Origin of the sequence: Capnocytophaga sp. oral taxon 338 str. F0234, assembly GCF_000192225.1 — a bacterium.
Lineage (GTDB): Bacteria > Bacteroidota > Bacteroidia > Flavobacteriales > Flavobacteriaceae > Capnocytophaga.
In genome coordinates this window covers 503,106-515,404 of record NZ_GL872413.1, presented here as the reverse complement: position 1 = coordinate 515,404, position 12,299 = coordinate 503,106, and the positions used below count along the sequence as shown (strand labels likewise).

Sequence of the window (12,299 nt, the reverse complement as noted above, 5' to 3'; positions counted from 1 at the left end):
AGCATTCCAATCCAAGTTACATCAAGATACTCATATCTCATTATCAAACCTTTATATCCGTCAAGCCAACCATTTGCTTGTTCAATTTTAAACCTATTTTTGTACAATTCTTCATCAAAATAAACATCTGGTTGCTCTCCATTTCGGGGATTAGGTTTAATATTTGCTATAATTTCTTTGCTTTCTAAAAAATCTCTAAGAGACTTACTATCAAATCCTGCATCAGCATTGAGAAACAGACCTTTGTACTCTATTCCTGCTTCTTCTAATAAAGCTAAGATTTCTTTTAGTACTTCTTCTATTTCATATAAGTCATTGTGATTTCCAGCTTTAGGACTTCCCTTTGCTATCATTTGCCCTTTATTATCACACAAAAAAATACTATTTGTGGTTACGGCTTTTTTTCTTGCTTGATAACCTGCAGATTCTCCTTTTTGGCGACAACGTGTATGACTACCATCCAATTGAACGCAAGACATATCTAATTTTCTTTTCTTCTTGCTTAATAGATTTAACCATACTCGCTGAAAACTACCGTCTTTACTCCATTTATTGAAGTAGTAATAGACATTTTGCCAAGAAATTTCTCCTTTTTCAAAATAGCTCTCAATTGGAAGTTCTCTCCATTGCACCCCTGTTTTTAACCTTTTGAGAATCAATAAAAATATTGAAGCTAAATCAAAACTACTTTTAAATCCTCTTTTTCCTACACTTAAAAAGGGAATAATCCAATTATTTATTGTATCTTTGCCCAAAGTTCCTGAATTTTGGTGTTCTTTTTTTTGCAAACACAAAATTACTAATTTTCGGGAACTTTTATTTTATTATAGGAAAAAGTTTAAACAGCTTCATTGAAAAAAAATTACCCTCAATAAAAAAAGAACGTATTTCTAATTTTTTTTCAATTAATTCCATCTGAATAGATGGATAAACATCAACTGATTTGGTTTTTAATTTTCTCAAATTTAGTTTTTCCGTATAAGAATAATAACTATGGTTGTATATTATTTTATAAATTCCATTTGAAATAGCTTTACTAATGGACTCAAAATTGTCTAACTGTTTTGTATTAGTAATGATTTTATATTTAGGAACTTTCAAACCATTCTCTTTTGCAATATCCAGCACAATTAGTTTGTTTAGGTTAAATAGAGGCTTTCCTATGTTTATTTTACATCTTTCATACACTTTTAAATATATATATTCTTTGAGGTGTTCTGTTTCTTCAATTAAAATATTTCCTTCTCCCTTTATAAAAGAAGATAAATTGTGATTGTTGTAAATTAAATTTTCTTTTTGATGATTAGTAAATGTACTTCTACTAATTCCATTTCTTCTCCACCAACAACTTTTAGCTTCTAAAAGATTATAGATTTTATTTGTTATCGTATTTCTAAATAAGATTTCTTCATCTTTAATTAACTCTAATTTAAAAATGTCATCATCTCCATTAATACGGATTACTTCTTGATTAAAATATCTTAACCATTGTATCACATTTGATGTTGAAATATCGTATTTTATTGTAAAAATTATAATCATATATTTAATTTTGAAGTTATCAAATAAGAGAGGGTAGAAACCCTCTCTTTAATTAATAGCAACTAATCACTATCGTGTCTGCCTGCATCATGATCACTACCTGTACAAGATGTAGAATGTCTCAGTGTATGGCTTGTTCCTTCATTAATAAGGAGTCATAACATCTGCATTTGCACCTTTGATGCTTTTTAGTGAAGATACAGAAACTTGGTCTTTTTTGAATTTTGATAATTTCATAAGACAATCTGTTTACACGTTAATACATTATACTTCTCTTTTTATCTCGGCTGTTGTCTATTCCTTATGTTTTGCTTTTTTATGAGTTGCAAAATATCTGAATGATTCTCATTTTTTATAATCTTTGATCTTCTGGGTTTTCTATTTTTTTATTATTTGTTTTTATATTGTTATTGCCAAATTTATATATTAAAGATAATGTGATATTTCTCATATCATTATATATTTTTGTTGAATATTTGTAGTTGGGGTATGTTTCTGTTCCTTTATTTCTATTTTGAGCAAACAAATCGTAAGCTATTATGCTGATTTGCAAATTTTTATTAAATTGCATAAACTTAAGACCTAAATCAAAACTTGCTCTATTATAAGATTTAAGAAATCCTTCTGTATTTGGAAAACTTTGAAAGAAATTTAGTAATAAATATGTTGTTTTATTTGTATTTAACGTAAATGTATTTTTTGAAGAAAAATATGATCCATAACCATCAAACTCAGGAATAGTTATGTTTTGAATATAAGATTTTGAATTATTATAATATACACTAAAATTATTATAGCTATTGAACCACTTTAAAGGCTCCCAAGTATGACTAATATCTAATCCTAAAGTTTCTTGATTATAATAATTCTGTGGTGTTGAAATAACAGAATTATCATTATTGTTAGTAATAGTCAAATAATCTCTTCCTTGATTTAATTTGGATCCATATAATGTTAAAGACAAATTATTTTTGAAAATGTAAGAAAACTCAATATTATCCGTTAGCATTGGTAATAAATCTGGATTTCCCGCTTCATATGAATAAAAATCTGAATACATTCTAAAAGGATTTACTTCTGAGAAAGTTGGTCTTTCAATTCTTTTTGAATACCCAATTGAAAAGGAATTATTTTCATTCGGATCATAGGTCAAATAAGCCGATGGAAATAAATTATTGAAATTATTCTTTTGTTTTGTGTTTAGTGTAATTGAATTTCCTTTGGTTTCTGTACTCTCAAATCTTATTCCAAATTGCGCTGTCCATTTTTCGCTAATTTCTTTATTTGCAGAAACATAGAAAGCCATTATTCTTTCTTTATAGTTAAATTCATTGCTTTTTGTAACATCTAAAAGGGCATTACCTAATGTATTGTTAAAAAAGTATATCTCACTATTATTTTCAATGAATGTAACTTTAGAACCTGTTTCCATATTTGCAAATTTATAGGGCAACATAAAATCAATATTTAATGAATAAACATTAAATTTGGATAAACTATTATTAATGGCTGAATTATAAGAGTTTAAGCTATTGTAATAACCTATATAATTTGAAGTTGAAAAATCTCTGTTATTTTTATTTTTCTTTGTGAGTAGATTAAAATTAACACTCATTTTTTTTCCAAAAGAGTCTATTTTTAAATCATAATATGATGATACAGAATGATAATCATATCTGTTTTTATTGTAAGAAGGAGTTCTTTGAATGGAATCTAAAATATTTGCAGATGTTGTGAAAAATTTATTTTCATATTGACCGTTTTGTTTAGCATCCCAAAAATTCGAATTATAAATAACTCCTATATCATTATTTTCATTGATTGAATAATTTAGATTAATCCCTGTTGCTAAATTCTTTGAAGATTCTTTTTTACTTTCAATGGCTCTTCTATAATTAGTGTTAAAATCTATATTGGTGCTTGATGTATTTTTTCTGGCTTCTGTATCCGCTAATAAACTAAAAGATAAACTTAATTTTTCTGAATTATAAGATATTGATGTGGCTGGAACAAATCCTCCGTAGGTTCTTTGTATATAGGTAGCCGATAAATCGCCTTTCCAGCCTTCTTTCAGATTTTTCTTTAAGATAATATTAATCAGACCACTATTGCCTTGTGCATCATACTTTGCTGGAGGAGTTGTAATAACTTCTATTTTTGATATATTTTCTGAACGAATTGTTTTTAAGTACGATTCTATTTCTGCACTAGATAAATTTAAAAGTTTTCCATTAATCATTACTCCTAAATTGCTTTTACCTATTAATTGAATAGCGCCCTTACTTATATCCACTTTTGGAGTTCTTTGTAAAACTTCAATCGCATCAACACCCTGAGAAACAATGCTTTGATCTACATTAAAAACAATTCTATCTACTTTTCTTTCAATTAATTTTTTCTTTGAACTTGAAACCATAACAAATTCTTCAAGTTCTTTTGCTCTTAATGAAATATTTATGGTTTCCATCTGCGTATCCTTGAATACATCTATTTTTTGTTTATAATAGATATCTCCCATCTGTCTAACCAATAATGTATATTCTCCTTCCCTACTATTTAGCAAGTATTCTCCTTCTTCATTGGTCAGCTCACTTGTAGATATTATAGAATCTTTATTTTTTAATTGAATTTCTAAAAATTCTATAGGATTATTTCTTTCATCAAGAATTTTTCCTTTAATCTTAAATTGTGAAAAGGCTTGGTTATTAAATAAAAACACCAACAATAATGACAAAATATATCTTACCTTTTTACTTTTTGTAATTGTAATTTTACTATTTATTTTATTCATAACACAAAGTTTTATTATTTTAAAATAAGTCTTTACTATACAAAATATAATAATATATCACTATACATTATTTTCTTGACAAAGGTAAAGATTTTTTTTATAAAAAAATCTTTACCTATTATTTTTTTATAGTTAAAAATGGTTAATTTATTTAAATATTTTACTATTCTATTGTTCTTATCTAACTTTTTTTCAGTATTTTTTCTTTCATTTGATTTTTTTCAAAAAAACCTCTTCTTTAAATTTAAAAAATTGCTTGATCGTTAGAAAAAATTTAGATTTTGTTAATATTTTATTAATAGTAACAAATAAAGAGGTTTTATAATCGTAATATTACGGCTGTTATTTAAAAATTATGCTTATGATTGAAAATAAATATAAAACAAATAAAGAAGTAGAGATTTTATTCGTAGAATTATAGAAGATGCTAAAAAAGAACTTGACGAAAAAACCGTATTCTTTTGGATATAGAATAAATATACAAAAAAATCATTCAATTACTTTTTTATCCTGTTTATCAGCCACAACATAAGTACATTTTTTATTAAAATTTCTGTTTCCTTCCTGTGGATTTTTGAAATTCTTCTTTCAAATCTTCCTGTGTGAAATTCTGTAAATAATTTAATTTTCGTTCCAAAAAATAGTCTGCATATTTTGAATAATCTCCTGTTTCATAAAAATGCAAAAGTCCTGTTTTGTATTTTTCAAAATCATCTTCACTGATAGAAAAAATAGGCACTATATTTTCATTCATCAATACAATACTTTCTACCATTCGAGAAGTTCGTTTATTCCCATCAATAAAAGGTTGTAATTTGGCAATATTACAATGTAAAAAAAGAGCCTTTTCAAACGGGTTGGTAAGTCTCTCTTGAAGCTCCATTATCTCCGATATTCTTTTTTGTATTTCAATGAGGTCTTTCGGGGGAGTATATTCTGTCCCTGTAATCCTTACAGGGCGTGTTCTTATAACCCCTCGTTCTCTGTTTTCTACCAAATCATCTGTAAGATAGGAATGTAATCGAAAGAGTAATTTTTCATCAATAATTACTTTTCCGTTTTCTTTCTTTATGTATTCCGTTTCAGAAATAAAAGTATTATAGAGATTTTTTAACATCTTGGCATCTCCATACCTGCGTGTTGATGTAATTCCGTGGAATATTAGATATACAAAAGAAGGAGAGGATAGAGCCCATAAGTTTACTTATCCGAAGAAATAGAAGTGTTTAACTTAAAAAAATATAACTAATGAACCAGATTTTTATAAACATAAAGAAACTGATATTTAGTGTCGTTCTGGCAACGAGTATTTTGATAGGAGCCGTGGCTTGCTCAAAAAACGATGACTCAGCAACAGCTATTAGAACTCCTGCGCATCTCGAAAATTGGGAAGTAAAGCCAATAGTTGATGAAAGTAAGCCCTATATGACAATGCTTACAGGTGTACCTATAGGTACTAAAATACGATTTGAAGTAATTGCAAGCAGATCGGATATACTTTTACGCGATGTATGGGTAGACCTTAATAACAATGGTAAATGGGACGATGAAAGTGAAGATGTAAGTAAAGAAAGAGATACCTATACTGTAAAATCGCCTATTATTACCTTTTATGGTGAAGTGGAGAATTTTATTTGTTATGGCACAAATATGCAACTTAAAGAGCTGGATGTAACCCATAACAAATGACTTCGACAATTGGGTTGTAATTGGAATCTGCTAAAAACCTTAGATGTGAGTCAAAACGAAGACTTAAGAGGATTAAAAGCAGAGTTCAACCAGTTGGAAAGTTTGAAGATAAACAATCCTCGTTATCTGACGGATATAAGAATAGCTGTGAATAATTTTTCAGAAGCAGAACTTCTTAAAGTTTCACAGGGGCTTCCTAAAATAAAAGAAGGGAACTTCTATTTGAATCAACCCAAATTAGAAAGGGAGCATAACCAAGTGAATAGTGAGATTATTCGTATAGCCCAAAAAAAAGGGTGGCACGTGTGGTTAAATGATTGGGAATGGTATGCAGACCAATAAATCTTAAAGAAAAGAGGGTTAACGGAGAAATCTTTGTTAGCCCTCTAATATTATTGTATTCCTCCTATTCTTACTAAGCTACCCAGTACTACCCCTATGAGGGTTACACAGATAATATGCACCACCATTTCGGGTAACTTATTGAGCTGACCTTTGCACAATTTAGGCAATACTCATGAGGCGAAAGCAAGAGAATCCTCCCTCAATCACATACTCTCCTACAAATATTCGGAGACTACTCATAAGGAGAGGGAGTGTAGCAACCATAAGGAGAAATTAGCAAGATAGGAAAAGGCTTCTTTGGAAAACTGCCGTATCTTTGCCATGGAAATTCAAAATAAATCTGTATGAAAACTATTACCCATAATGATTACACCCAGCGCATCAACAAAGTGGCAGAATACATCAATAGCCATCTCGATACTCCTATAGAGGTAAAAACGCTTGCCAATGTGGCTAACTTATCTGATTTTCACTTTTGTCGCATTTTCAAAGCACTTAAGGGAGAATCACCCATTGCCTTTATTGCTCGCTTACGCATAGAAACGGCTGCTCAACTATTGCGCTATTCGGCACTTTCGGTAGAAGAGATAGCTTTTAATATAGGGTATGAAACGCCTACCTCTCTTTCCAAAGCGTTTAAAAATCAATATGGCATTACTCCTTCTCAGTATAGAACAAACAGAGATATATATATTATGAAAAAAGAAATGAACAATCCAGAAGTAGTACTCAAAGCTCCAAAAATAGTAGAGCTTGAGCCCAAAAATCTTATTTATGTAGCCCTTACAGGGGAATACGGTACCCTTGATTACAATAAAGCTTACGAGCAGTTGTGGGGTGTTGTGAAATCGCAAAAGCTCTTTACCAAAGGCATTGAGTCGATATGTGTTTCGTACGACGACCCTAAAATCACAAAGGGGAATCTGCAACGCACCGATGTGTGTTTGGCTATCCACAAACTGGCTAAACCATCGGGGGAGGTAAGTTGCAAAACCTTATCAGGAGGCAAATATGCGGTCTTTTTCTATCAAGGGAGTTACAGTCAACTCTCAGCCGTCTACGATGCTGCTATGCACTGGGTGGTAGATAGTGAATACGAAGTGCGCGATGAGCCTATGTTCGAGAAATACCTCAACGACTGTCGTCGTACCCCTGAAGAAAAACTGAAAACTGAGATATATATCCCAGTGCAAACTGCACGTGTAATTTCCTAATTTCTAACATTATGAATCTTACAAAAACCGAAAAAATCACAGGGATCGCTTTAGCGACTGTCTTATTATTACTTACGCTTTCAGGGAGTGGGTACTTCTTTTTTACTCTGAAAGTAACCTTTGTGCAATGGTTAGCTTACAACGCTTGTTCACCCAGTAGCTTGGTGTATTTAGCTTGCTTTATCGCCTTTTGGCTGACGAAAAAGACTGTTTGGCTACCGCTCGCCTTCCTGCCAATGTACTACTTTGGTACAATGGGACTCTTCACCTTCACGTGGAGTGGTGCTAATATCTTTGCTCAAATGTCACATATTACAATGACACTCAACCTAATTTGGACGGGCTATGTCCTCTATCGCATTAGTGATTACAAAGCGTTTGCACAGGGCTTACTGTGGAGTATTGCTCTTTTTGTGCCTTATATTGCTTTTGTGATGTACTACTGTCGTACACATGCCGAAGAGATTAATAGTTTGTTACAAATGACCCCTTAAACTATGCAAACCGCTCATATTTGTCCGGAGTGTTATGCTGCAGATAAGCGCATCACTCCATTACTACGTCCCGAAGAGTGTTTGTTACATCACCGCCAATACATCTGCTGCACTTGTGGCAGATGTATCTGTGCTGATGTAGATGATAAAGGGAAGTTCCGTGCGCTTTTTCCTTTTAAAACTCTTGCTATTGCTATCTTATATTTGCGTGCTGCTGAAGTAATATGGGAACAAGCTTGCGGTATTTACGAAATAGAAGATACTAAAGGCAGAAAACAATATAAAATCTTTCCTTCTGTAGAAGCTCTAAATGATTATTTGCAGCAAAATAAGCAAAAACACTGTAGCTTACAACCTTTGTTTACAACACCACACTATAAAGATTGTTCCCCAGAACAGTTACGCCGACTTTCAACTGAAGAAGTAGCAATTTATATGAAAGAAAAACAGTTAAAAACTTTGTAATCTAAAAAAATAATAGTACATTTGTCGCAATTATTAACATTTAAAAGCAACAAACGATGAAAAAAGCATTTCTATTAGCTGCCCTTACTATGCTAACTGTAATGGCTTGCGGCAAAAGCGACGACAACAATGGTAATGGAGGAGGGGGTGCTTCTACGGGGAAATTCTTGCCTCCCAAGTGGATTCAAGGCTCTTGGACAACCAATGACAAGAAGTTCGGTTATGCCTTCAAAACCGATGACTTTTGCCAAATAACCTTAGGTAATACCAACTGTTTTAAGGAAAAGAAACTGCCGGTAACTGATATAAAAGACCAGAAAACAAATAATACTTATAAGGTTAACTATACAATTGGTTCCTATAAGCAGATTTTTGTATTCGAAAAAGAAGGAGAGAACAAAATAAAAGTAACTCATAATGGTCGTGTTGAAGGAAGCTACACCAAACAGTAAATAAACTTATTCCTGAGGTACATTTTAACAATCACTATAATATTGCTACTGCTTTTCCCTTATGCTACAAGTACAAAAGTACAAAGAATCATAAAAAGAGGTCTCTTTTTGACTTTCTCCTAATTATCGTGTTACCTTAGTACTCTCAAGATTTCCCATCCCTATCACACGGTCATATAAGTCGCCCACTGAGCGGTAATATACCAGTACAGTAAAGGTGTTCTCTGTTTGATAATGGTTTCCGCCAATAGTATTATAATCAGTTTTACCATTGCGCTTTAGGGCAAACTTATAATTATAGAATCCTTGTTTTAGGTATACCTCTCCCATATATACCTTTTGCTTCTCATTATAATGGAGCTCATAGGCAGGTATCAGTGCATTATCGGAGAAGAGCCCATACACATAGAGTTGGTCATTAGGTTGGATTCCTTTAGGAGCAAGACTGAACTGAACTAAGGCATATTCTCCTTCGATGGTCGCATTTTGACCTTGGTCACTTACGATACGAAAATTCCCATCAATATCAGGGTTATAGGTATATGGAAGTCCCTCTCGTGGGGTCTGCGTAAAGAGTTGGCATACATATCTTTCTCCTTCACGACGGGAAGTATATACTCCAGAAGTTGGAGAACGTAGATCTCGGGTCTCAAAATAAAGATATTCATTTCCTCCCTCAAAGGAAGTTTCTCTATCATACTTATATACCAAGTCATTTCCTAATACAAATTGAGGTTTAAGGTTCTTCTTTGCCGTATCCCAACGATAATTTTGCAAAACAGCTACTTTCACACTGGTATTAGGAGATTGAAATTGGAGTTCTTTGGAAGTGATCTTGAATTGGACACTCTGCTTTGTTTCAGCATGCTTTACCTCACGGCTTTGTTGTACAGAGAGCTGTACTACCGCAGTGGAACTATATAGGATAAAGCGACGAGTAAAAATAGGGTTCTGTGCACTATCGGTAATTGTCAGAAGATAATTCCCTGTGATAAGGAACTCTGTATCCTGATTAGGCAAAGTAAGCCTATAATGCGTATAGGGCTGTAGGGTACCATAGGAATTTTTATAATCGGTAATGCGAACATCGTCCAACCCTTTGAGATATTCACTTTTAAGCAATCCCGAAGGCTGCCAATTGTAATTACAATGAGTAATAGTATAATAATAATCCGCTTCATCCCCATGTAGGTCATCAAAAGAAAGGGTGAAGGGAGTACCCAATGTTACTATAGGAAACTGCATTTGACTATCCTCTGCAGGACGAAACTCTATAGTCTTAATATAATCAGGAGCTGCTTTCTCTTGAGAAAACACCGAGAAGAAGCATAGAAAAAGGAATATGGAAATCGTCTTCATCATAAACAAAGATTTGCTGAGGCAAAGATACAAAAAAGTTGAGAGTTAATCGTTAAGGGAGAAAAAGTATTCATATTTTTTTACTTTTCATTTTTCGTTTTTCACTTTTTGTCGTAATTTTGCGCCCTAAAAATAATGATATGACTGCTATTAGAAACATAGCTATTATTGCACACGTTGACCACGGAAAAACCACTTTAGTAGATAAAATCCTTCACCATTGTGCCCTCTTCCGCGATAATCAGGAAACAGGCGAACTCATTTTGGATAACAATGACTTAGAGCGCGAACGCGGAATTACTATTCTTTCCAAGAATGTTTCTGTGAACTATAAGGGAGTAAAAATCAATATTATAGATACCCCAGGACACGCTGATTTCGGAGGGGAAGTGGAGCGAGTACTGAATATGGCTGATGGTGTCCTCCTCCTTGTGGACGCTTTTGAGGGACCTATGCCACAGACACGTTTTGTCCTACAAAAAGCCATTGAGATGAAACTCAAACCTATTGTAGTGATTAACAAAGTAGATAAAGAGAACTGTACCCCAGAAGAAGTTCATGAGGCTGTATTTGACCTGATGTTTGAACTTGGTGCTGAGGATTGGCAACTGGACTTTCCTACTGTATATGGCTCTGCTAAACAGAATTGGATGTCCGAGGACTGGCGTAAACCTACTCAGAGTATAGAGCCTCTCTTGGACATGGTCGTAAAGTATATCCCTGCTCCTGTTGTGGAACAAGGTAGCTTGCAAATGCTTATCACTTCCTTGGATTATTCCACCTTTACCGGACGTATTGCTATTGGTCGCCTACACCGGGGTACCCTCAAGACAGGGATGAATATTTCCTTAGTGAAGCGTGATGGAACCATTGTAAAGTCCAAAATACGTGAACTACATACCTTTGACGGCTTAGGACGCAAGAAAGTAGAGGAGGTACAAGCCGGTGATATATGTGCTATTGCGGGCTTAGAAGGTTTTGAAATTGGAGATACCATTGCCGATTATGAGAATCCTGAGGCTTTGCCTACCATTGCTATAGATGAACCTACTATGAGCATGCTTTTTACCATTAATGATTCTCCTTTTTTTGGCAAAGATGGTAAGTTCATTACCTCCAGACATATCAAAGAACGCTTAGAGCGAGAATTAGAAAAAAACCTTGCCCTTAGGGTGGAAGCCACCGATAGTGCGGATAAGTTCATTGTATACGGGCGCGGCGTATTACATCTCTCTGTCCTTATTGAAACCATGCGCCGTGAAGGATATGAATTGCAAATAGGTCAGCCTCAAGTTATCATCAAAGAAATAGATGGAGTAAAATGTGAACCTGTAGAAGAACTCACCATTGACCTGCCAGAGAACGTAAGTGGTAAAGCGGTAGATTTTGTTACCCTTCGTAAGGGAGAGATGATTAGTATGGAACCCAAAGGAGAGCGTATGGTTATTAAGTTTATTATTCCCTCACGAGGGATCATAGGCTTACGTAATCAATTGCTTACCGCCACCGCAGGGGAGGCAATCATACACCATCGTTTCTTAGAGTTTCAACCTTTCAAAGGAGAAATTGCAGGACGTATTAATGGTTCTCTTATCTCCATGGAACAGGGAACAGCCATTCCTTATTCTTTGGATAAGCTACAGGACAGGGGACGTTTTTTTATCTTTCCAGGTGAGGAAATCTACACTGGACAGGTAATTGGAGAAAATTCCCGTAGTGGAGATATCGTAGTGAATGTTACCAAAACCAAGAAGCTCACCAATGTACGTGCAGCAGGAACGGATGAAAAGGTAAAACTCGCCCCTCCTATTAAGTTCTCCTTAGAAGAAGCTTTAGAATATATCCAAAAAGATGAATATGTGGAGGTAACTCCTAAGAATATGCGCCTTAGAAAGATTTATCTGGATGAGAATGAGCGCAAACGACATGAAAGAGAATTCAAATAATA

Annotated in this window: 12 protein-coding genes and 1 pseudogene; 7 read left to right on the top strand and 6 right to left on the bottom strand. The window is 33.5% G+C overall.

All coding sequences use genetic code 11. The annotated features are described in order from the left end of the window. The 4 genes from HMPREF9071_RS02430 to HMPREF9071_RS02415 all read right to left on the bottom strand — a co-directional run. A partial coding sequence (locus tag HMPREF9071_RS02430; protein ID WP_009744963.1) for an IS5/IS1182 family transposase occupies positions 1–788 on the bottom strand: 788 nt, incomplete at its 3' end. Between the two features lie 28 nt (positions 789–816). After that, positions 817–1,542, bottom strand: a complete 726-nt coding sequence (locus HMPREF9071_RS02425; RefSeq protein WP_009744962.1) for a hypothetical protein — start codon at positions 1,540–1,542, stop codon at positions 817–819. Positions 1,543–1,894: 352 nt separating this feature from the next. Then, a complete protein-coding gene (locus HMPREF9071_RS02420) occupies positions 1,895–4,333 on the bottom strand; it encodes an outer membrane beta-barrel family protein (protein ID WP_009744961.1) in 2,439 nt (812 codons plus the stop codon). Between the two features lie 544 nt (positions 4,334–4,877). Then, complete coding sequence (locus HMPREF9071_RS02415) at positions 4,878–5,450, bottom strand: Fic family protein (protein WP_009744959.1); 573 nt, start codon at positions 5,448–5,450, stop codon at positions 4,878–4,880. Positions 5,451–5,581: 131 nt separating this feature from the next. On the opposite strand from HMPREF9071_RS02415, the gene HMPREF9071_RS02410 reads away from it, so the two are divergent. Together HMPREF9071_RS02410 and HMPREF9071_RS02405 are read left to right on the top strand one after the other, a co-directional pair. Then, complete coding sequence (locus tag HMPREF9071_RS02410) at positions 5,582–6,022, top strand: hypothetical protein (protein WP_009744958.1); 441 nt, start codon at positions 5,582–5,584, stop codon at positions 6,020–6,022. Positions 6,023–6,067: 45 nt separating this feature from the next. Further along, on the top strand, positions 6,068–6,364 hold the full coding sequence (locus HMPREF9071_RS02405) for a hypothetical protein (RefSeq protein ID WP_040357927.1): 297 nt from the start codon (positions 6,068–6,070) through the stop codon (positions 6,362–6,364). Between the two features lie 50 nt (positions 6,365–6,414). Here the strand turns inward: HMPREF9071_RS02405 and HMPREF9071_RS12460 are convergent. Next, positions 6,415–6,537: pseudogene (locus HMPREF9071_RS12460) on the bottom strand (copper resistance protein CopD); the annotation flags it as partial. Positions 6,538–6,711: 174 nt separating this feature from the next. Between HMPREF9071_RS12460 and HMPREF9071_RS02400 the strand changes: the two are divergent. From HMPREF9071_RS02400 to HMPREF9071_RS02385, 4 genes are read left to right on the top strand one after another with little or no spacing between them, the layout of a single operon-like run. Beyond that, positions 6,712–7,581 (top strand): GyrI-like domain-containing protein, encoded by an 870-nt coding sequence (locus HMPREF9071_RS02400; protein WP_009744955.1) that lies wholly within the window; start codon positions 6,712–6,714, stop codon positions 7,579–7,581. Positions 7,582–7,592: 11 nt separating this feature from the next. Beyond that, a complete protein-coding gene (locus HMPREF9071_RS02395; RefSeq protein WP_009744954.1) occupies positions 7,593–8,075 on the top strand; it encodes a hypothetical protein in 483 nt (160 codons plus the stop codon). A 3-nt stretch (positions 8,076–8,078) separates the two neighbouring features. After that, positions 8,079–8,540, top strand: coding sequence for a hypothetical protein (locus HMPREF9071_RS02390; RefSeq protein ID WP_009744953.1), 462 nt, complete (start codon positions 8,079–8,081; stop codon positions 8,538–8,540). A 56-nt stretch (positions 8,541–8,596) separates the two neighbouring features. After that, on the top strand, positions 8,597–8,992 hold the full coding sequence (locus HMPREF9071_RS02385) for a hypothetical protein (protein WP_009744952.1): 396 nt from the start codon (positions 8,597–8,599) through the stop codon (positions 8,990–8,992). A gap of 123 nt (positions 8,993–9,115) precedes the next feature. Here the strand turns inward: HMPREF9071_RS02385 and HMPREF9071_RS02380 are convergent, their stop codons facing one another. Beyond that, positions 9,116–10,354 (bottom strand): DUF5103 domain-containing protein, encoded by a 1,239-nt coding sequence (locus HMPREF9071_RS02380; RefSeq protein WP_009744951.1) that lies wholly within the window; start codon positions 10,352–10,354, stop codon positions 9,116–9,118. Between the two features lie 137 nt (positions 10,355–10,491). On the opposite strand from HMPREF9071_RS02380, the gene typA reads away from it, so the two are divergent. Further along, on the top strand, positions 10,492–12,297 hold the full coding sequence (gene typA / locus HMPREF9071_RS02375) for a translational GTPase TypA (protein WP_009744950.1): 1,806 nt from the start codon (positions 10,492–10,494) through the stop codon (positions 12,295–12,297). The last annotated feature ends 2 nt before the right edge of the window (positions 12,298–12,299 follow it).

Bases quoted from the DNA above. Each gene is read 5' to 3' on its own strand.
- HMPREF9071_RS02385 (WP_009744952.1), top strand. From the start codon at position 8,597: ATGAAAAAAGCATTTCTATTAGCTGCCCTTACTATGCTAACTGTAATG.
- HMPREF9071_RS02410 (WP_009744958.1), top strand. From the start codon at position 5,582: ATGAACCAGATTTTTATAAACATAAAGAAACTGATATTTAGTGTCGTT.
- HMPREF9071_RS02380 (WP_009744951.1), bottom strand. From the start codon at position 10,354: ATGATGAAGACGATTTCCATATTCCTTTTTCTATGCTTCTTCTCGGTG.
- HMPREF9071_RS02425 (WP_009744962.1), bottom strand. From the start codon at position 1,542: ATGATTATAATTTTTACAATAAAATACGATATTTCAACATCAAATGTG.
- HMPREF9071_RS02395 (WP_009744954.1), top strand. From the start codon at position 7,593: ATGAATCTTACAAAAACCGAAAAAATCACAGGGATCGCTTTAGCGACT.
- HMPREF9071_RS02390 (WP_009744953.1), top strand. From the start codon at position 8,079: ATGCAAACCGCTCATATTTGTCCGGAGTGTTATGCTGCAGATAAGCGC.
- HMPREF9071_RS02420 (WP_009744961.1), bottom strand. From the start codon at position 4,333: ATGAATAAAATAAATAGTAAAATTACAATTACAAAAAGTAAAAAGGTA.
- HMPREF9071_RS02415 (WP_009744959.1), bottom strand. From the start codon at position 5,450: ATGTTAAAAAATCTCTATAATACTTTTATTTCTGAAACGGAATACATA.
- HMPREF9071_RS02400 (WP_009744955.1), top strand. From the start codon at position 6,712: ATGAAAACTATTACCCATAATGATTACACCCAGCGCATCAACAAAGTG.
- typA (WP_009744950.1), top strand. From the start codon at position 10,492: ATGACTGCTATTAGAAACATAGCTATTATTGCACACGTTGACCACGGA.